This window comes from Acidobacteriota bacterium (assembly GCA_022340665.1).
Taxonomy (GTDB): domain Bacteria; phylum Acidobacteriota; class Thermoanaerobaculia; order Thermoanaerobaculales; family Sulfomarinibacteraceae; genus Sulfomarinibacter.
Genome location: JAJDNM010000128.1, coordinates 1 through 19031 on the forward strand (window position 1 = coordinate 1; position 19031 = coordinate 19031).

The window sequence follows — 19031 nt, forward strand, 5'->3', positions numbered from 1 at the left end:
CCCACGACCGAACGGCGTGCCGGGGAGGTGTTTCTCGAAGAGCTGCGGATGTACGTCTCCGGCTTCGACACCAGTCCGTTCGGCGTGGAATGGATGCGATTCGAACCCGGGAGTCCGGTCTCTGAGATTGTCCGCACGGTGCCCCACATCGCGTTCGAGGTCGATGACCTCGGTCGTGCGCTCGAAGGGAAAGAGTTGATTGGCGTCACGTCATCGCCGATGGCGGGCGTCAGAGTCGCGATGATCCTCCACAACGGTATGCCGGTGGAGCTGATGGAGTTTGAACGGGCGTAGATCTATGCCTGATCGTATCCTGTGCCGGTCATTCTTCCTCGGTGGGCAGATTCAGTAACCATCGCCTGGCTCCTGCTTCCGACCTCACCGCCCCCGCGACCTGTGCTGCGGTGAGCGCGTTGACTGCCCGGCCGAGCTTCGGACCGGGTGGAAGGTCGAGCAGCTTTCCGATTTGTTCTCCCGATAGCAACGGCTCTGGCCCCACGAGCTCGGGGCCGCGCTGCACCCACATCCGCCACCAGCGGCGCCACGGATGTTGAGGTTCGATCGCCGCGGCCACCGCGAGAGCGGCAGGAAATGCTGACCCGGCCGAGTGGATGAATGCTCGTCTCTCGGCAGCGGTTGACTCCACCGTGGTTGTTGTCCCTTCGATCAATGTTGCGGCGATGTGTGCACGATTGCGTACAGCCTGCGGCCAGGCGTAGGCGGCGATGGAATCGATTCCAGGAGTGTTCCACGAGCGCAGGAGCAATGCCAGCAAAGCGGTGCTTCGTGCCGCTCGTACGGCCTGCGGCACAGGATGTCTCGACTCACCCGAGAGTCTTGCGGCGGCGGGCAGGTTGTCTTCGAGCCATCCTCGATCACTTCGTGCCTCTCCGGGCGCTGCATGCTCGAGCAGACCCAACCTGAGCAAACAGCGAACACCCGTGACGACCCTTGGTGCTCGCAGGAGTTTCAATAGTTCCTGGCCGACCCGTTCCCGGGGTGCGCCACGCAATGTTGGGGCAAGCTGTGTGATCGACTTGGCGGTCCTTGAATCGAGCTCGAAGTTATCGAACTCGGCGAGGAAGCGGGCCGCCCGAATCAGGCGTACCCGGTCGTCTTCGAGGTTTTTCTGTTGAACTGCCCTCAATGTGCCCGATCTGAGATCGTCAAGTCCGTGCACGTGGTCGATGAGCGGGCCATTGGGTAGGTACCAAACGAGCGCATTGCAGGTGAAGTCACGGCGTTGGATGTCCTGGTCGAGGCTCAGAGAGCCGCGGGGCCACAGCTCGACCCTGATACCGGGAGTCTCGATCCGCCACACCCTGTTGGCGCCCTGTCCAAGGAGGTGCGGCCGCGTGTCGAGCCGTGCCGCGAGCCTCTTCGCGGGGGCTGCAGTCGCTTCGACGGCACCTGAAAGAACGAGGTCGAGATCGACGCTCTTTTTCCCCAACAGGCGATCGCGGACATAACCCCCGGTGACGTGGGACCGGGGCATTCCGAGCCCCTCCCACACGCTACGCAGGAGGAGATCATTTTCGAGCGCGGCGAGGTCAATCGGGGGCATCTCGGGCCAAGAATAGTCCATTGAATTCGGAATTCGGAATTCGGATCTCGGAATCACTACCCGCTCGACTGAAGATACGCGGCTGAACAGAGAAGAAAAAGGTCGGAGGTGGCCTCAGCCCCTTTCCTTTCCGCCTGCTCACCTCTTCTCCTCTGCAAAGTGCTCTAACGTTCTCAAGTTCTTACGTTTAGTTGTTTCCTTTCGTGAGCCGGTGTGTTACATTTCCGTCCCCGCCGAGAGGCGGAGAATCCCGAAACGAGGGAATGATGGTCGAGGAACGAATTCAGAAGCTCATTGCCCGATCCGGCCTGTGTTCGCGCCGGGACGCGGACAGAATGGTGGCTGAGGGGCGGGTAACGGTCGATGGGCGGCGAGCCGAGCCGGGCGAAAAGGTGGACCCCGCGTCCGCTCACATCAAAGTGGACGGCCACCACATCAAGGCGCCCGAGACCTTCCGATATCTCCTGATCTACAAGCCTCGGGGAGTCATCACTACGTGTGACGATCCCGAAGAGCGGAAAACCGTGCTCGACCTCGTGCGGCCCACCGTGCGCGAGCGCGTGTACCCGGTGGGTCGGCTTGACTACCACTCCGAGGGGCTGCTCCTCCTCACCAACGATGGAGGGCTCGCGGCACGTGTGGCGCATCCCCGCCACGCAGTCGTGCGAGAGTATCTGGTCAAGGTCCGCGGCGATCTCACCGATTCCGCCTACCGCAAATTGATGGCTGGTACCACGATCGACGGACACCACGTCAAGCCGCGACGGGCACGGCGGGCCTCGAAGAGCCGCGGCGGCAAGTCGACCTGGTGGCGGGTGGAGGTGACAGAGGGGCGGACCCACGAGGTGCGAGAGCTCTTCTTCAAGGCTGGCCATCATGTCCAACGCCTTCGCCGCACGGCCATCGGCTCCCTACGAGACGATACGTTGAAGCCCGGCGATTTCCGGACACTCTCCGAAGGGGAGATTCGCGCCCTGCGAAGGGATACCGCGAGCGCGAAAAAGCGACACTCTTCATCGCCTGGAAGCCGCGGCCGAAGAACTGCGGCGAAACCGAAAAAGCGTCCCGCTCGAAACACGGAAGAGAAACGCTGACTCACCGAAAACCACTGAAAATGGCAGTGGTTAGGGTAGAATGACGCGCCGCGGAAGCGTGAATGGGGGTTTTTTGGAGAACAAGGACGAGACGCAACAACCGGTCGAGACTTTGGTTGCCAACCGTCGTGCCAAGCTCGATGCACTGCGCGAGCTCGGCCAAGACCCGTACCCCCGGCGGTTTCGGGTCGAAATGTCGGTGAGCCAGGCGCGTTCTCGGTATGAATCGTTGACCGCCGAAGAACTCGAGGCCGATCCTCCCTCGGTTCGACTCGGTGGTCGACTGATAGCGGTGCGTGGCCACGGCAAGGTTTCGTTTGCCGACCTCTCCGACGGCGCCGGCCAGATCCAGCTGTATCTGCGTAAGAACGACCTCGATGACGGCTCGTGGCAGGTATTTCAGCAGTTGGACCTCGGCGATTTTCTCGGCGTTGCAGGAGCCGTTTTTCGCACCCGTGCTGGGGAACTGAGCATTGCTGTCGAGGACGTTACGGTGCTCGCCAAAGCCCTCCGCCCTCTACCCGAGAAGTATCATGGTCTCGCCGATCGCGAGGGTCGTGCTCGGCAGCGATACCTCGACCTGCTATCGAACCCGGAATCGAGAGGCGTCTTCGAAGCGCGCTCCAAGATCATCTCGTCAATCCGTCGTCGACTGGAAGCGGCGGACTTTGTCGAGGTCGAGACACCGATGATGCAGCCGATAGCTGGCGGAGCAACCGCACGGCCGTTCATCACTCATCACAACACTTTGGACCTCGACCTCTACCTGCGAATTGCTCCTGAGCTCTACCTCAAGCGCCTGATCATAGGGGGGTTCGAGCGGGTCTTCGAACTCAATCGCAACTTTCGCAATGAAGGGATCTCGACCCGCCACAACCCAGAGTTCACGATGCTCGAGTTTTACTGGGCCTACGCGGACTACGAAATGTTGATGGAATTTACCGAGGAGCTCATCACCGGAGTCGTCGAGGAGGTCCGCGGTGGATTGAAGGTCGAATGGGGAGAGCACATTGTCGACTTCAGTCGGCCATGGCGCCGACTCAAGATGCGCGACGCCATCCTCGAGTACTCCGATCTCGAACCAGCAGACCTCGTCGATCGTGCGCGCATGGAGAGAGCCGCCCGAAAGCTCGACGTTCAGCGTATCGATGAACGCAACGACGGGAACCTGCTCGCCGAGCTTTACGAGATGACGGCGGAGCCACAGATGATCGATCCGACATTCATATTGGATTTCCCGCGCCAAATCTCGCCTTTCGCCAAATCAACGCCGGACGATCTCGATACGGTAGAGAGGTTCGAGCTCTTCATCGGCGGGATGGAGCTGGCAAACGCCTTCACCGAGCTTAACGACCCCGATGAGCAACGTCGACGGCTCGAAGCTCAGGCTACCGAACAGGGTGGCGTGGTCGACGAAGATTTTGTTCTGGCGATGGAGCACGGTATGCCGCCGACCGGGGGTGAGGGGATTGGTATTGATCGCTTGGTCATGTTGCTCACCAACCAACACTCCATCCGGGACGCGATTCTCTTTCCGCAGTTGCGTCCGCGGGAGTGAGATGACGGGACAGCGGCCGAGATTTCGGTGGAGGGGCCCCTCAAGGGGCCTGGGGGCGCGCGCCCGACAGCACTCCCGCACTTTTCTCCGGATGGAAATCCGGAAATCCGGATGGGTGGTGGACCCCCATGTCGGCTGAGCTTCATCTGGCAAAGCGATATCTGCTCGGTCTGGGGCGGCGTACCCACATTGCGACCGTGACGCTGATTTCAATGCTCGGTCTGGGACTCGGTGTGCTTGCCCTAGTGGTTACTCTTTCCCTCCTGGAGGGCTTTCAGGCGAGCATTCGCGAGGAGATTGTAGCGCGGGCGGCTCACGCTCGAATCACGCCTTCGGAGGGTCGCCGAATTGAAGATTCCGAAAATCTGGCCTCGCTTTTGCAGGAGAGTCTCCAAGAAGTGGAGATGGTCGAGGTAGTACGCGGCACGTGCCTGGTTTCATCGTTGACGGATGCCGTTCCGGCATCCGTGATCGGCCGGTCTGACGCATTGGACGTCGGTGTCGACCGGATCTTGGCCAGCCGCCTCCAGATTGGATCTGGCGACGAGATCTCTGTCATCTCGCCCCGCCAGAGAATGACGCCGATGGGACCGTTGCCGGTCAGGGTCCGGGCGGAGGTATCCACCGTTCTGGTGCCGGAGCCCGGTTCCGAGGAAGGTGCGGTTCGGCTTCCGCTGGAGGTCGCTCAGCGGCTGCTGTGGGGTGAGGCCGTGGTGGAGGCGATAGAGCTTCGCGACACGTCGAATCCGTGGAAACTGGGTGCCAGGGTGCGCGCGGCACTCGGACCCGACGCGGAAGCCGTCAAGGTCGAGAGTCTCGAGGACCTCCATCGCCCGCTCCTTCTCGCCCTTGCCATGGAACGAGTGATGATCTTTGTCGCCGTTGGCCTGATGTTGGTGGTTGCGGCCCTCAATCTGCTGTGCAACGTCGCAATGGTTGCGGCGGAAAAACGCGTCGACTTGGCGGTGTTGGCAGGCCTCGGTCTGCCGCCGAGCTCTTTGAGGAAACTCTTTCTGTTCCTTGGAATTGGTATCGGGCTGGTCGGGGCAACGGTCGGAGCTGTGCTCGGTGTAGTGGCGTCTCTTTTCCTCGACCGGAGCGGCGCATTGCCGCTCCCAAGGGGGGTATTCGGATTTTCATCCGTGCCCTTCCAAGTCGAACCCGCAACCGTGGCTTTGGTCGTGTTGGTGGCTCTCGCGTTGGCGACCGCCGCGTCTTGGGTGCCGTCTCGGATTGTCGCCACTCGAGAACCGGCCGAGGGCCTGCGCTATGAGTGACACTCGTGTCATGGTGACGCTCTCCGGGGTGAGCAAGGGATTCGGTGCGGGCGGCACGAGGATCGAGGTTCTGAAGGACCTCGATCTGGAGATCGAAACAGGAGAAATGCTGGCGATTGTCGGCCCATCAGGGGTTGGCAAGAGCACGCTACTTCATATTGTGGGTCTGCTTGACCGACCCGACGACGGCCGCGTGGAGCTCGATGGAGAACCGATGGGGAACCTCGACGGCGAGGCTCGTGCGCACATCCGCAATAAGAGAATCGGCTTCGTCTTTCAGCACCACTACCTTCTCGATGAGCTGGATGCTCTGGACAACGTGGCACTTCCTCTCAGAATCGCTGGACGCGGCGCGACCGCCTCCCGCGAAAGAGCTCGCGAGCTTCTCGCCTCGGTTTCGCTTTCAGACCGGTTGAGCCACTTTCCCGATCAGTTGTCGGGCGGCGAGCAGCAGCGAGTCGCGGTTGCGCGCGCGCTGGCGATGAAGCCCGATCTCCTGCTCGCCGACGAACCCACGGGCAATCTCGATCGGTCCAATTCGGAGCAGTTCTTCTCTTTGGTGCGAGAGCTTCATTTGATGGTCGGATTGACATCAATTATAGTGACCCACGACGAAGAGATGGCCCGCAAGTGCGACGGGATCTTCCGGCTCGCACCTGCGGGCGAAAATTTCGATCATGTTTGAGAGATTCAACGAACACGTCAGGCGCAGCCTGTTCTTCGCTCGCTACGAGGCGAGCCGGTCGAGCAGTCACTCGATTGCTCCGCATCACGTTCTTCTCGGGATGCTGCGAGAGGCGGATCCGGTTTTCAACGAGATCCTCCGCGACCGGGGAGTGGATCCCCGCGAGCTCCGTGAGGAGCTGCTCGGGGATCGGGTGATCGTCGAGCGCGTCAGCACGTCCCCGGACCTCCCGCTGGCAGAGGATACCAAGAAGGCCCTCGCCTTTGCGGTTCACGAAGCGGAGAGCATGGGCCACGCGAGCGTGGCATCCGATCACCTCGTTCTCGGACTCCTGCGGGTCGAGGGATCGACTGCCGCGGAGTATCTGAATGAAAAGGGGCTCGAGCTGTTTCAGCTTCGCGAAGAGGTCATTCAGCGCAGCCACGAGCTCGAGGTGGAGGCCACCGCCCAGGCGACTCCCCATATGGCGGAGTATTCGCGCGACTTGACGATGATCGCTGCGGAGGGCGGGTTCGACCCCCTCATCGGCCGCGAGCAGGAAGTCGAGCGGATGGTCCAGATACTCAGTCGGCGGACGAAGAACAACCCGCTGCTTCTGGGTGAGTCTGGAGTCGGCAAAACGGCGATTGTTGAAGGTCTCGCGACCCGCATATTCGAAGGCTCGGTGCCGATGCTTCTCGCCGATCGGCGGATTCTTGCCATGGACCTGTCGCTGCTAGTGGCCGGAACCAAGTATCGAGGACAGTTCGAAGAACGCCTCAAGGGGCTCCTCAAAGAGCTTCAGGAGCATCCGGAAATCATCATCTTCATCGACGAAATCCACTCCCTGATCGGCACCGGTTCTGCCGAGGGGTCGCTCGACGCGGCCAACATCATCAAACCGGCGCTTTCGCGGGGCGAGATCACCTGCATCGGTGCGACGACAGTCCGCGAATACCGCAAATACGTGGAAAAGGACCGCGCGCTGTCCCGACGTTTCCAGGCGGTGAACATCCGCCAGCCGACGGATGAAGAGACGATCACAATCCTCGAGGGCGTGCAAAGTCGATACGAGGAGTTCCACGGGGTGCGCTACACGCCCGACGCGGTCGAGGCCGCGGTCAATCACGCCGGTCGTTACATCACGGACCGTGCGTTCCCCGACAAGGCGATCGATGTGCTCGACGAAGCCGGAGCTCGAGTCAAACTGCGCCAGGTCTCGTCCACGTCGTCCTTGAGGCGGGTCCAGAACGAGATTCGGGACGTCGTCACGCGGATGAAGGAAGCGATCTCGCGCAAGGAGTTCGAGCGCGCGGTGGATCTGCGCGAAGAAGAGCTTCAGCTGCGAGAGGAACTCGAGATGCTGGAGACGACCCACGCGGAGGAGCCTCCGGAGAGGGTGGTGGTCGAGCGCGCGGATATCGAAGAGGTCGTGGCATCGTGGACCGGCATACCGGTCGCTTCGATCGGCGAGGACGAGGCGGACCGGCTACGGCGCATGGAGGAGATCCTTCGTCAGCGAGTGGTTGGCCAGGATGATGCGATAGCGGCGGTGGCCAGGGCGATCCGACGCAGCCGTCTTGGCGTGACCAGCCCCGATCGGCCAATTGGGTCGTTCATCTTCCTCGGTCCGTCGGGCGTCGGCAAGACGGAAGTCGCGCGCCAGCTCGCGAGCTTTCTCTTCCAGGACCCCCGCCACCTGGTTCGCTTCGACATGTCGGAGTACATGGAAAAGCACACCGTGTCACGATTGATTGGCTCGCCCCCGGGATACGTGGGATTCGAGGAGGGCGGACAGCTCTCGGAGCAGGTTCGCCGGAATCCATACTCGGTGATCCTTCTGGATGAGATCGAAAAAGCCCATCCAGACATTTACAATCTGCTCCTGCAGGTTCTTGAAGATGGCCGTCTGACCGACAACTACGGAAACGTCATCGATTTCACCAACGCCCTGATCATCATGACCTCGAACCTTGGTGGCCGCGAAATCGTCGAGAGGGACGGCGTCGGATTTACCGGCGATGGCCCGAAGATCGAATCAAAACAGGTGCGAGAGCTGGTCGACCGTGAGCTGAAGCGCCATTTCCCGCCGGAGTTCATCAACAGGTTGGACGAAGTCATCGTCTTCGATGCTCTCGGCAAGGAGAGCATGCTCGAGGTCGCGCGCCTGCTGCTGGACGAGACTGCGACGGTCCTGGCCAAGAAGAACGTCAGCATCGGCTTCGACCAGGAAATCGCGAGCTGGCTCTTCGCACAATGCGGCATCGATCCTCAGGCCGGGGCGCGGCCACTGCGGCGGTTGGTCAAGCAGTGGATCGAGGATGCCGTGGCAGATTTCCTCATCCAGAATCGGGAGGCGGAGGGTGGTCTGCTCATGGTTCGGGTGGAGGGAGGTCGCCCGGTGGTCAAGACCGAGAAGGAGAACGTGGTGACCCAGGGAGAGGACGCCTGATGAGGGTGCGGGTGTGTGCAATTGCGGCTCTCGTGACGATGTTCGCTCTTGGAGCGACTGCTCAGGAGGAGCTGTACATACGAGACATTGTGGTCGAGGGTGGCATCACGCTCACTGTGGATACAGTCTCGTATTACCTTGGACTCGAACCGGAGGATCCGCTCGATCGAGAAGCGATAGTGGACGGCTACCGCCGGCTCTGGGACTCGGGGCTGTTCGAAGACATTCGGATCGAGGCAGAGAACCATGGAGACGGAGAGGTCACCCTCTACATCGTGGTGACCGAGCGACCATTCGTGACATCGGTGGATTTCGAAGGGAACAAGAAGCTCAAGACATCCGACCTCAAGGACAAGCTGGACGAGCTGAGTATCGAGATTCCGCGCAACGTGCCCCTGCGGTCGTCTCAGCTCAGTAGGATCGAAGCCGCCATCAAAGAGATTTACGATACCGAGGGATTTCGATCCGCACAGGTGACCCACGAGGTCAGCGACGTATCTCCGAACAAGAAGAAGGTCGTTTACCTGATCGACGAAGGCGCCAAGGTCAAGATCAAGAAGATCAGCTTTGTCGGCAACGAGCGATTCTCGAACTCCAAGCTACGCGGAGTTCTCGAGAAGACCAAGCAGAGGGGTCCTCGGTACTTCTTTGGCGAGAAGATCGTCTTCACAAAGGATGAGTGGGACGAGGACCGCGACAATCTGCGCAAGTTCTATGGTGATCGCGGCTATATCGATGTCAAAATTGGCGAGCCTGCGATAGAACTCGTGGCCAAAAACCCCAACGCGCCGACGCTGAAAAAGAAAAAATACAAAATGTACCTCACGATCCCGATCGAGGAAGGTCCGCCCTATACGCTGGGTACGTTTGGGGTCACAGGGGTCGAAGTCTTCAACCAAGAAGCCTTGACCCAGTCGTTCAACGTGAAGGAAGGTGAGACGTACAACCGCAAGGTCATCGACGAGGGCATGGAGAGGATTCGCAAGAGCTACCATAACTCCGGTCACGTCTACGCGTACACGAACGAGACCCGGACCAGACGAGAGGGGGATGAACACATCGTCGATGTCACGGTCGACGTCTTCGAGGGTGATCGTTTTCAGCTTGGCCGGCTCGAGTTCGTCGGCAATACGAACACGCGAGACAAAGTGTTGCGTCGGGAGTTCCGCATATCCGAAGGGCAGTATATGAACATGGGCCTTTTCGAGGCTTCGGTATACAAGGTCAATGCTCTCGGATATTGGAAGCTCGAAGAGGACCCCCTCGAGTTCGATTTTGACGACGAAAACAAGAAGGTCAACGTCAAGGTCAAAGGTAACGAGGTCGGGCGCAACGATGTCCAGTTTGGCGCGGGTTACTCCGAGCTCGACGGTTTCTTCGTTCAGGGGCAATTCAACACCCGCAATTTCCTGGGCAGAGGTAACTCGCTGGGGGTTTCGCTGCAGATCGGCCGTCGAACAGACCTCTACACCCTTTCTTACACGGAGCCCTACTTCCTCGACCGCCGCATACTCCTCGGTGGATCAATCTTCAAGACCGCTCTCGACTATTCACAGTCCGGATTTTCGAGCTACCAGCGCGAGACGAAGGGTTTCACCCTATCACTCGGGCTGGGAGTCGGGCCATTTTCCTCAGTCTCCGGTATTCTCGCGTTCCAGGATGACTATGCGAGATTTCAGACGACGAACGGTGGCCTTGCAGGTGATCCCACCTCGGGGCACGACCGTCCGGTTGATATTCCGCCGGTTGAAGGGGCGATCTTCGAACGCGCCTTCGAAACGTACAGCGGCAACACGCATTCATTCACGCCGATGTACGCCATGGATACCCGGGACGACCCGTTCGATCCGAACCGCGGGCACAGCTTCAACGGTCGCCTGCGACTCGCCGGTGGTCCCATCGGCGGCGACTTCGACTACGTTCGCCCCGAATTCGGCTACACCCAATTGTTGCCGTTGAGCAGGAAGAGCATCTTCGCCTATCACATGGAAGGCGGGCAGTTCCTGACCTACAACGATTCGGAAATCCCGCTCTTTGAACGCTACCGTCTGGGTGGCGATCGGTCGCTCCGCGGCCTGCCCTATTATTCGGTGCTGCCGCGGACCGAGGATGGCGAGTACTTCCTGACCAGCGGAGGTTCGCGCAAGGGCGGCGACCGCTATTGGCAGGTCAACGTGGAGTATCAGTTCCGAATCGGTGGTCCGATCAAGCTCGTCCTCTTCGTCGACATGGGCAACACGTATGTCGAGGAGCAGGGCTGGGACTTCCACCTCTGGCGCCGTACGACCGGTGCCGAGATGCGTATCTTCCTACCCATCTTCCAGGCACCGATTCGCTTCATTTATGGTTACAATCTCGATCCGTACCCCGACGAGAAGGACAGCGATTTCCAGTTCTCGATCGGGACGACTTTTTAATTCAATGCAGTGGAGGACATGAACATGTTTCGTTTGGCGATTCGTACAACGGTATTGGCCGCGGTCGCGCTGGCGCTTGCGCTCCCGGCGGCAGCGCAAACCCAGGTCGCGGTGATTGATGTGCAGCGGGTAGTCACCGAGTCCGATCCGGGCAAGGAAGTGATGCAGAATCTGAGGGCCCTGTCGGATGCCAAGGCCCAGGAAGGACAGGCTCTTCAGCAAGAGCTCGCGTCACTCCAGGATCAGTTCAACAAGCAGCGGTTCACGGTTTCCGAAGAGCGTCAGACCGAGATGAGCAAGGAGATCGAGGACAAACAGATCGCGATTCGCCGATTTCAGGATGATGCGCAGCGCGAGCTTCAGGAAGCCCAGCGGCGTGAATTGGGCGGCCTTGAAGAGAAGATCCTGCCGATCATTAACCAGGTCGGTCAAGAGCGCGGCCTGACCCTCATTTTCAACAAGTTCCAGTCCGGTCTCGTATACGCCGACGAGGCAGTCGACATCACGGATCAGGTGATCACGAGGTTTAACACAACGCAGTGAGCTCGAGCATCAAACTCGCAGACCTCGGTCAGCAGCTCGGCGCCGATGTGGTCGGCGACGGGCAGCTGGAAATCTGCGGTGTCAGGCCTCTTGATTCCGCCGGGGAGGAGCATCTGAGCTTCCTCCACAACCCGAAGTACGTCGACGAAGCGAAATCTTCGAAGGCTGGGGCGATTCTTGCGGCCGACCCCGAGATCCTGCCTGGGCGCAATGTGTTGGTCTGTCCGGAGCCGTACCTCGCTCTGGCGCACGCACTCGAGATATTCCACCCGGTGGCACGCCCGGAGCCCGGTGTTCATCTATCGGCCGTGGTAGCCGACACGGTCTCGCTGGGTGAGGGAGCGAGCGTTGGGCCGCTGGTGTCAATTTCGGCTGACTCAAAAATAGGCGACCGGAGCGCTGTCGGAGCGGGATGTGTCCTTGGCCGGGGCGTCGAGATCGGAATCGATTGCATCCTTCACCCGCGAGTCGTGGTCGAAGACAACTGCCGGATCGGGGACCGGTGCATCATTCATTCCGGGACCGTGATCGGTTCGGATGGCTATGGATTCGCGACCGTTGCGGGGATCCACCACAAGGTGCCTCAGGTGGGGGTTGTGGTCGTTGAGGACGACGTGGAACTCGGCGCGAACGTCTGCGTAGACCGTGCAGCCCTTGGAGAAACAAGGATCGGCAAGGGCACCAAGGTGGACAATCTGGTGCAGATAGCGCACAACGTCGAGGTCGGCGAACACTGTCTTTTGGTGGCTCAGACCGGGATCTCCGGTTCGACCCGCATTGGCCACCATGTTGTGTTTGCGGGCCAGTCGGGGTGCTCTGGCCACCTGAATATCGGTAACGGCGCCGTTTTGACAGCTCGGGCTGCGGCATACAGGGATGTCCCGGACGGGGCGACTGTGTCCGGTGCGCCAGCGCGGCCGCATCGTGAATGGCTGAAGGCCAACGCGAATCTGCAGCGCCTCGACAGCCTGCGCGAGAAGGTCAAGCAACTCGAAGCGCGGATCGCCGAGCTGGAGGAAAGCTCATGAAGGACATATCAGAGATCCTGTCGGTGATGCCGCACCGCTACCCGTTCCTGCTCGTCGACCGGGTGCTCGAAATGGACGACACGAAGATCCGTGCAGTCAAAAACGTCACCGTCAACGAGCCGCACTTTGTCGGCCATTTTCCTGAGGTACCGGTGATGCCGGGTGTCCTGGTGGTTGAGGCCATGGCCCAGGCCGGTGGGTTCCTGCTTTTCAGCCAGGTCGACGAGCGCGAAGGCAAGCTCATATACTTCACAGGCATCGACAAATGCCGCTTCCGCAAGCCGGTCATTCCCGGAGACCAGCTGATCTTCGAGGTCGAACTGGTGGCCAAGCGCAGTACCTTCGCCAAGATCAAGGGTCGCGCACTGGTCAACGATGAAGTGGTGTGTGAGGCGGAAATGATGTCCGCCTTGGCGGCACGCTGATGAGCACGAAAATCCATCCCACAGCTATTGTCGATTCAGAGGCCAGGCTAGCCGGGAGCGTTTCCGTCGGTCCGTACACCGTCATCGAAGCTGGAGTTGAGATCGGCGACGGGTGTGAAATCGGCCCGTTCTGCCGCTTCGGCGAAGGCACATCCATCGGTGCCCGGAACCGCTTCGAGAGTCACTGCTCGATCGGTGCCCCCCCGCAAGATCTCAAGTACGCCGGTGAGCCGACGCGGCTCGAGATCGGGGACGACAACTGGTTCCGCGAGTTTGTCTCCTTCCATCGTGGTACCGAAGGCGGGGGAGGGGTGACACGGGTTGGCTCGAAGAATCTTTTCATGGCGTACGTCCACGTGGCGCACGATTGCCTGGTCGGATCGGGCACGATATTCGCCAACAACGCGACCCTGGCCGGTCATGTCGAGGTCGGAGACCAGGCGACCGTCGGAGCGCTGTCCGCGATCCACCAATTCAGCCGCGTCGGCCCGCACGCCTTCCTCGGTGCCTTCACCGCGGCGGCCAAAGACTGTCTTCCGTACATGAGCACAGTCGGTAACCGTCCCCCGAAGTGTTATGGCCCCAACACTATCGGTCTCGAGCGTAAGGGCTTTTCTCCCGATAGCCGCAGGGCGTTGAAAAGGCTGTGGCACATCCTGCGAGATCCGAAGCTGAACACCTCACAGGCAGTCGAGAAAATCCGTGAAGAGCTCGGCGATCAGGAAGAGGTCGAGGTGGTTCTGGATTTCATCGAGAGCTCCAATCGTGGCGTCATCCTGAGCTGAGAGACGGACTGGGTTTTCAATCCAACCGGGGAGTTGATCTGACCATGAGTGCTGACATCGATTTTGCAGCTCTGTCGATCAAGGATGCGCTCGACCTCGCGATCCTCGTCGAGGAAGAAGCGGAGGAGCGTTACCGGGAGCTGGCCGACAATCTCGAGTTTCACAACACCACCGAAGCGGCCGCATTCTTCAAGTACATGGTGACCTGTGAGGCCGGTCATGGTGCCGATCTGAGCGCCAAACGCCACGAGCTGTTCGGGGACGCACCGATGAGCGTCGACCGCTCGATGCTGTGGGGCGTCGAAGCGCCTGACTATGAGGTGGCAAAGACGTTCATGACCCTGCGGGATGCCCTGCAGGTGGCTCTCGTGGCAGAGAAGAAGGCGTTCGATTTCTTCGACAGCGCGCTGTCGCAAATCGAGGACACGGCCGTTCGCGAGCTCTTTGCCGAACTCCGTCAGGAAGAGGTTGAACACATGCAGATGGTGCGAGACCAGATGAAAAAAGCCCCCGATGGAGATGGGTTCGACCCGGTCGACTTCGCCGACGAAGGGGTTGCCCAATAGCCCGGTCTTCTCACCGGGTTTCGTGATGAGGACGGTAGATACCTGGTGAGAAGACCGGGATAGCGACCGGTGGTCGCCTGTCGGCCGCCAAATCTCCTCAGAAAACTCTGCCGATGCGTTCGAGGGCCGTTTCGGCGTCACCGGTCGTCTCGAGCATCTCCCGTGCCTTGTCGCCAAGGGCGCGGACGACCTCTTCGGCCGACTTCAGAATCTCGCCATTGGCGATGTACAAGGGTGAGCCATTGGGATCGATGTACATCCCGTCGGCGGGTTCGGAAGCTGTGAGGCCTTCAAATCCGGTCGGCTCTTCCTCGTCGTCGATGATTGCCCAGACCTTCGCGTCGAGGTGGATGATGTCGACCTTCTCGTCCTCGTATGCTTTTCTCAGCTGATTCCAACCCGGGGCCTCGTGTTCCCCACGCAAGATCCAGAGCTTTGCCATGTCACTCCTCCGCACCGCGCATCATACCCTTTCTTTTTCCATCTCGACGATCTGACCGTCGAGGTGGAAAATGGGGTAGGGGAGAATCAGTTTTCCGCTGACAACCTCACGTCGATCTCTTCCAGCGCCTCGATCGCGTTGAGCCTCAACCCGATGTGACCGTGCGGGACCCGAGGTTCGCGCGGGTTGATGCGAACCAGCGCCGCGCCGGATCGGGACGCCACCTGTTCGGACGTCATCCGTACTGTCGGTAAGGCCGTACCGGCGCCAAACTCGGCGATGACGAGGTTCGGGCCGGCGGCCATGGAGAGCCAATCCGAAAACCTCCGCTCCTGATCGCCGGTGCGGCCCGGATTCCAGTGCCAGTCTCCGAACATGAGCACGTTTGGCCGGGCAATCGCTCCACAACGCGGGCACTCCGGCAAAGGCGGCACAGCACGGAAACTGTTCTCGTCGACCTCGATATCGACCCCGTCAGCCCTCCAGATCTGACTGCTGCACGGCTCAGAACACTGGAAGTGGTTGATCGAACCGTGACACTCGATGATCCGTTCACGATCGAATCCCGCCCGCTGGAAATGCCCATCGACGTTCGAGGTGAAGACGAACGCTCCGTGGGCGAGATTCTCGGCCCAGCGCAGAAGGATCTCGAAACCTCGGTGGGGTTTCGTCTCGCGATACAAATTGAAGCGGTGGCCGTAAAAACCCCACGCCAGTTCCGGATCCCTCTTGAACCAGCCCGGATTGGCCATGTCGACGAAAGAAATGCCGAGGCGCTCGAACGGCGGGTAGGCTTTCCAGAAGCCCGTGTCGCCACGGAAGTCCGGCAAGCCCGAGTCGACACCCATGCCGGCCCCAGCGGTGATCAACACGGCGTCGGCGTTCGAGATCGCGATCGCCGCGTCCTCGATGGAGGTTGTCGAATCCTCGCCCATGAGGGGATCTTAACGCGTTCTCGACATCGGGAGCTGATGAAAGTTTGGCCAGAAGTTTTCCTAAATTGGATGGCTCCAATTATACAGAATTGGTGGTTGACGATCGAAATGGATGGCATATCTTGTTTAATGGATGGTTCCAATTGTCGTGGAGGGATTGGAGGTCGGGATGATGAAAATTCGGCACGCAGATCTCCACGCACTCGAAAGACATTCCTCGGGCAAGCGGGGACCTTGGCTCGACGCCGCATGTGCGCGGCTTCGAGACATGCCCGGTCAGCCTGCAAGCAGAATCCTCGTGGCCGAGGAGGATGGGCAGGTTCGCGCGGTTCTCGGCATGCGACTGTTTTGGGTCGGCGAGGGTCGCGCAGTCAGAGTCGTAATTTGTGTTCTCGAGGTCGATCCCGAACACGACCGCCGCGGCATAGGATCACGTCTCGTGCGATTCGCCGAAGGCATCGCGCGGATCCATGGTTGCACCCGCGTTGATGTCGAGCCCGACCTCGAGGGTTGGGGTGAGGGGCGGTGTTGGCTCGGCCTGGGCTACGATGATCCGGACGCGGGCCTTCAGAAGGTTCTCGGGCCATCCGGGCAATGATGAGCTCGTGAGCGGTGCGGATCTCATGAATTTCGCGGTAAGAGGTGGGCGAAGGAGGAGATGAGTGGAGATCTCGATTGACCGAAAGAGCGGCGAACCGATCTTTCGACAGATCGTTCGGGAAATCCAGGAGCTCATCCTCTCCGAGTCGCTTCCGGAAGGTTTCCTGCTGCCACCCGAACGCAGACTTGCGGCTGCGCTCGGAGTGAATCGGAGCACGATTCTGAATGCTTACCGAGAGCTCAAGGCGCTTGGCCTGGTGGATGCACACGTAGGTCGAGGGACGGCCGTTCTCGGTGCACCGGCGCGGATCCCAAACGCCGCGGGTGTGCCCTGGCGCCAGCTCTTCCGCGAAAGCGTGGCACGGTCCCATGACCCGATCATTGCCGACCTCCTGGCCCTGTCTGAACGTCAAGACGTCATCTCGTTTTCAATCGGGTTGCCGGCACCGGAGCTGTTGCCGCTCCAGATATTTGCCGAGTACACCGCCGAGCTGATACGGGAGATCGGCGCTCCGCTGGTGCTCCACTGTCCGACCGAGGGACACACACCGCTGCGCGAGACCCTCGCCCAATGGGTGGCAACACGCGGCATCCGGGCACGGGCCACCGATGTGTTGGTGGTGTCCGGGTCACAGCAGGGTCTGGATCTGGTGGCGAGGGTGTTCATCGACCCTGGCGATGTCGTGATTGTCGAAGAGCCCACCTACATTGGCGCCCTCCAGTCCTTCCGAGTGGCTGGTGCGAAGATCATCGGCATTCCCGTCGACGAGGACGGGATGCGGACCGATATCCTCGCCTCGATTCTCGAGCGTGAGCGCCCCAAGCTCATATACTCCCTGCCCACCTACCAGAACCCGTCCGGAGCTGTCATGAGCGTCGAGCGGCGCCGCCAGCTGCTCGAGCTCGCGGCGAGATGGCATGTGCCAATTCTCGAAGACGATCCATATTCGGAGCTGCGTTACGAAGGGGAGCCGCTGCCGTCGCTCAAGGCACTCGACGAGCACGACCTCGTGCTCTATCAGAGCACCTTCTCGAAGGTGTTATTCCCCGGCCTCCGGATCGGATACCTGGTTGTGCCGCCGGTGGTTCTCCACCAGCTGGCCCTGGCCAAGCAGGGAGTGGACCTGCATGCGAACAGCTTCTCCCAGTTCCTGCTGGAACGCTTTGTGCGCGACGGCCACTTCTCGACCCATATCGAGAAGATAAAGCCAGCCTACCGAAGGCGCCGGGACCGGATGGCGGTGGCTCTCACGAAGGACCCATCGATTGGTCTCGAGTTCTCTATGCCGAGGGGCGGCTTCTATATCTGGTGTTGTCTGCCAGACGGAGTGGAACATTCCGCACTGCTGGCCAACGCTGCCGCACGCGGTGTCGTTTTCCTGCCCGGGCGCGCCTGTTACCCGACCGAACCGACGGAGAACTGCCTCCGCCTCAACTTCTCGCACGCATCGGAAGACGAAATTGAAAAGGGCATCGAGCGGTTCCTCGAAGCCGTACGTGAAGCCAGGGTATGGGGGCGGATCAAAGAGTCGAATGGGGCCGCTACAGCGCCGGTCGTCTGAAAACTGGAGGGATGCATGAAACCACACCGTCTTCGATTTTCCTCCCGCATGCGGGACATGCGGGCGTCCGACATCCGGGAAATTCTCAAGGTCACGCAACAGCCCGATATCATCTCCTTTGCCGGCGGGCTGCCCGCCTCGGAGCTCCTGCCCGCGGCAGAGATGGCTCAGGTGGCGCGCGACGTCCTCACCGAAGACGGAGTGAGGGCCCTCCAGTATGCGCCCACCGAGGGGCTGGATCTGCTTCGAGGCGTCATTTCTGACCGTTTGCAGCGGCTCTGGGGCCTCGAACGGTCGATGGACGAGCTGTTGATTGTCAGCGGCTCTCAGCAAGCCCTGGACTTGACGGGAAAGGTCTTCCTCGACAAGGGCGACGTTGTGCTCTGCGAGAGTCCGACCTACCTGGGTGCGATCAGCGCCTTTCGTGCCTACAGGCCGCGGTTCGTAGAGGTGCCGACCGATGACGACGGCATGGTGCCGGCGGAACTCGAGAATCGGCTCGCCTCGATCGACCGGGTGAAGCTGATCTACGTCGTGCCCGATTTCCAGAACCCCAGTGGCCGCCGTTGGTCGATTGAGCGACGCCATGAGCTTGCCGGGCTCGCCGGCCGATTCAACGTGCCGGTGATTGAGGACGCGCCCTACGCCGAACTCTGTTTCGAGGGAGAGCCATTGCCGCCGGTCGCCGCTCTCGACAATGCCTGCTCCGTCGTGTACCTGGGGACCTGTTCTAAGATCCTGTCGCCGGGTATGCGCCTCGGCTGGGTCGTAACCGATCGGGAACTCCTGCGCCGCTTTGTGCTTGTCAAACAGGGTGCCGATCTCCACACCTCCTCCCTGGTCCAACTCCTCGCTGCTCGCTTCATGCTCGAACACGATCTCGAGGCTCATATTGCCCGGATTCGCGAGGTATACAGAGCACGCCGCAACGCCATGATCGCCTCTCTGGAAGAGCGCTTCCCGGAGGACGTCAGCTTCACCCGGCCCGCAGGTGGCCTCTTTCTGTGGGCCGAACTGCCGCAGGGGCTGGACGCGCGACGATTGCTCGAACGTGCCCTTGAGGAGCGCGTGGCATTCGTGCCGGGTGACTCGTTCTTCCCGAACGGAGGTCACGAGAAC

At 60.5% G+C, this 19031-nt stretch carries 18 protein-coding genes; 15 read left to right on the top strand and 3 right to left on the bottom strand.

Going from position 1 to position 19031, the window contains the following annotated elements; all coding sequences use genetic code 11:
* Positions 1 to 294 (top strand): hypothetical protein (locus tag LJE93_14275; GenBank protein ID MCG6950074.1); only part of this gene is annotated, 294 nt, incomplete at its 5' end.
* Positions 295 to 322: 28 nt separating this feature from the next.
* Here the strand turns inward: LJE93_14275 and LJE93_14280 are convergent.
* Positions 323 to 1564 carry a hypothetical protein gene (locus LJE93_14280; GenBank protein MCG6950075.1) on the bottom strand — a complete coding sequence of 414 codons (1242 nt, stop codon included), beginning with the start codon at positions 1562 to 1564 and terminating at the stop codon, positions 323 to 325.
* Positions 1565 to 1830: 266 nt separating this feature from the next.
* On the opposite strand from LJE93_14280, the gene LJE93_14285 reads away from it, so the two are divergent.
* The 11 genes from LJE93_14285 to LJE93_14335 all read left to right on the top strand — a co-directional run bounded on the left by LJE93_14285 (position 1831) and on the right by LJE93_14335 (position 14373).
* On the top strand, positions 1831 to 2658 hold the full coding sequence (locus LJE93_14285; protein ID MCG6950076.1) for an rRNA pseudouridine synthase: 828 nt from the start codon (positions 1831 to 1833) through the stop codon (positions 2656 to 2658).
* A gap of 73 nt (positions 2659 to 2731) precedes the next feature.
* A complete protein-coding gene (gene lysS / locus LJE93_14290) occupies positions 2732 to 4216 on the top strand; it encodes a lysine--tRNA ligase (GenBank protein MCG6950077.1) in 1485 nt (494 codons plus the stop codon).
* Between the two features lie 128 nt (positions 4217 to 4344).
* Positions 4345 to 5493, top strand: a complete 1149-nt coding sequence (locus tag LJE93_14295) for an ABC transporter permease (protein MCG6950078.1) — start codon at positions 4345 to 4347, stop codon at positions 5491 to 5493.
* Complete coding sequence (locus LJE93_14300; protein MCG6950079.1) at positions 5486 to 6178, top strand: ABC transporter ATP-binding protein; 693 nt, start codon at positions 5486 to 5488, stop codon at positions 6176 to 6178. Before LJE93_14295 ends, LJE93_14300 begins: the two co-directional genes overlap by 8 nt.
* Positions 6171 to 8609 (top strand): ATP-dependent Clp protease ATP-binding subunit, encoded by a 2439-nt coding sequence (locus LJE93_14305; GenBank protein ID MCG6950080.1) that lies wholly within the window; start codon positions 6171 to 6173, stop codon positions 8607 to 8609. The genes LJE93_14300 and LJE93_14305 overlap by 8 nt, the downstream gene beginning before the upstream one ends.
* On the top strand, positions 8609 to 11026 hold the full coding sequence (bamA, locus tag LJE93_14310) for an outer membrane protein assembly factor BamA (protein ID MCG6950081.1): 2418 nt from the start codon (positions 8609 to 8611) through the stop codon (positions 11024 to 11026). The genes LJE93_14305 and bamA overlap by 1 nt, the downstream gene beginning before the upstream one ends.
* An 18-nt stretch (positions 11027 to 11044) precedes the next feature.
* Positions 11045 to 11569 carry an OmpH family outer membrane protein gene (locus LJE93_14315; protein MCG6950082.1) on the top strand — a complete coding sequence of 175 codons (525 nt, stop codon included), beginning with the start codon at positions 11045 to 11047 and terminating at the stop codon, positions 11567 to 11569.
* Positions 11566 to 12597, top strand: coding sequence for a UDP-3-O-(3-hydroxymyristoyl)glucosamine N-acyltransferase (gene lpxD / locus LJE93_14320; GenBank protein MCG6950083.1), 1032 nt, complete (start codon positions 11566 to 11568; stop codon positions 12595 to 12597). Before LJE93_14315 ends, lpxD begins: the two co-directional genes overlap by 4 nt.
* Entirely contained in the window at positions 12594 to 13022 is a 429-nt protein-coding gene (fabZ, locus tag LJE93_14325; GenBank protein ID MCG6950084.1) for a 3-hydroxyacyl-ACP dehydratase FabZ, read from the top strand. The genes lpxD and fabZ overlap by 4 nt, the downstream gene beginning before the upstream one ends.
* Positions 13022 to 13807, top strand: coding sequence for an acyl-ACP--UDP-N-acetylglucosamine O-acyltransferase (lpxA, locus tag LJE93_14330; protein MCG6950085.1), 786 nt, complete (start codon positions 13022 to 13024; stop codon positions 13805 to 13807). The genes fabZ and lpxA overlap by 1 nt, the downstream gene beginning before the upstream one ends.
* A gap of 44 nt (positions 13808 to 13851) precedes the next feature.
* On the top strand, positions 13852 to 14373 hold the full coding sequence (locus LJE93_14335) for a rubrerythrin (GenBank protein ID MCG6950086.1): 522 nt from the start codon (positions 13852 to 13854) through the stop codon (positions 14371 to 14373).
* A 97-nt stretch (positions 14374 to 14470) separates the two neighbouring features.
* Here LJE93_14335 and LJE93_14340 read toward each other — a convergent pair whose 3' ends face one another.
* Both LJE93_14340 and LJE93_14345 read right to left on the bottom strand, forming a co-directional pair.
* Positions 14471 to 14815, bottom strand: coding sequence for a hypothetical protein (locus LJE93_14340; GenBank protein ID MCG6950087.1), 345 nt, complete (start codon positions 14813 to 14815; stop codon positions 14471 to 14473).
* An 86-nt stretch (positions 14816 to 14901) separates the two neighbouring features.
* Positions 14902 to 15750 carry an NAD-dependent deacetylase gene (locus tag LJE93_14345; GenBank protein ID MCG6950088.1) on the bottom strand — a complete coding sequence of 283 codons (849 nt, stop codon included), beginning with the start codon at positions 15748 to 15750 and terminating at the stop codon, positions 14902 to 14904.
* Between the two features lie 169 nt (positions 15751 to 15919).
* Between LJE93_14345 and LJE93_14350 the strand changes: the two genes are divergently transcribed.
* The 3 genes from LJE93_14350 to LJE93_14360 form a co-directional block, all read left to right on the top strand.
* On the top strand, positions 15920 to 16348 hold the full coding sequence (locus LJE93_14350; protein MCG6950089.1) for a GNAT family N-acetyltransferase: 429 nt from the start codon (positions 15920 to 15922) through the stop codon (positions 16346 to 16348).
* A 64-nt stretch (positions 16349 to 16412) separates the two neighbouring features.
* Entirely contained in the window at positions 16413 to 17912 is a 1500-nt protein-coding gene (locus LJE93_14355; protein MCG6950090.1) for a PLP-dependent aminotransferase family protein, read from the top strand.
* Between the two features lie 15 nt (positions 17913 to 17927).
* On the top strand, positions 17928 to 19031 hold a 1104-nt coding region (locus LJE93_14360; GenBank protein MCG6950091.1), incomplete at its 3' end, for a PLP-dependent aminotransferase family protein.

What these genes read in the sequence shown, in the direction of transcription:
- bamA (MCG6950081.1), top strand. Translation starts at nt 8,609, where the DNA reads ATGAGGGTGCGGGTGTGTGCAATTGCGGCTCTCGTGACGATGTTCGCT.
- LJE93_14335 (MCG6950086.1), top strand. Translation starts at nt 13,852, where the DNA reads ATGAGTGCTGACATCGATTTTGCAGCTCTGTCGATCAAGGATGCGCTC.
- LJE93_14295 (MCG6950078.1), top strand. Translation starts at nt 4,345, where the DNA reads ATGTCGGCTGAGCTTCATCTGGCAAAGCGATATCTGCTCGGTCTGGGG.
- LJE93_14300 (MCG6950079.1), top strand. Translation starts at nt 5,486, where the DNA reads ATGAGTGACACTCGTGTCATGGTGACGCTCTCCGGGGTGAGCAAGGGA.
- lpxA (MCG6950085.1), top strand. Translation starts at nt 13,022, where the DNA reads ATGAGCACGAAAATCCATCCCACAGCTATTGTCGATTCAGAGGCCAGG.
- fabZ (MCG6950084.1), top strand. Translation starts at nt 12,594, where the DNA reads ATGAAGGACATATCAGAGATCCTGTCGGTGATGCCGCACCGCTACCCG.
- LJE93_14350 (MCG6950089.1), top strand. Translation starts at nt 15,920, where the DNA reads ATGATGAAAATTCGGCACGCAGATCTCCACGCACTCGAAAGACATTCC.
- LJE93_14280 (MCG6950075.1), bottom strand. Translation starts at nt 1,564, where the DNA reads ATGCCCCCGATTGACCTCGCCGCGCTCGAAAATGATCTCCTCCTGCGT.
- LJE93_14345 (MCG6950088.1), bottom strand. Translation starts at nt 15,750, where the DNA reads ATGGGCGAGGATTCGACAACCTCCATCGAGGACGCGGCGATCGCGATC.
- LJE93_14340 (MCG6950087.1), bottom strand. Translation starts at nt 14,815, where the DNA reads ATGGCAAAGCTCTGGATCTTGCGTGGGGAACACGAGGCCCCGGGTTGG.
- LJE93_14315 (MCG6950082.1), top strand. Translation starts at nt 11,045, where the DNA reads ATGAACATGTTTCGTTTGGCGATTCGTACAACGGTATTGGCCGCGGTC.
- LJE93_14285 (MCG6950076.1), top strand. Translation starts at nt 1,831, where the DNA reads ATGGTCGAGGAACGAATTCAGAAGCTCATTGCCCGATCCGGCCTGTGT.
- LJE93_14305 (MCG6950080.1), top strand. Translation starts at nt 6,171, where the DNA reads ATGTTTGAGAGATTCAACGAACACGTCAGGCGCAGCCTGTTCTTCGCT.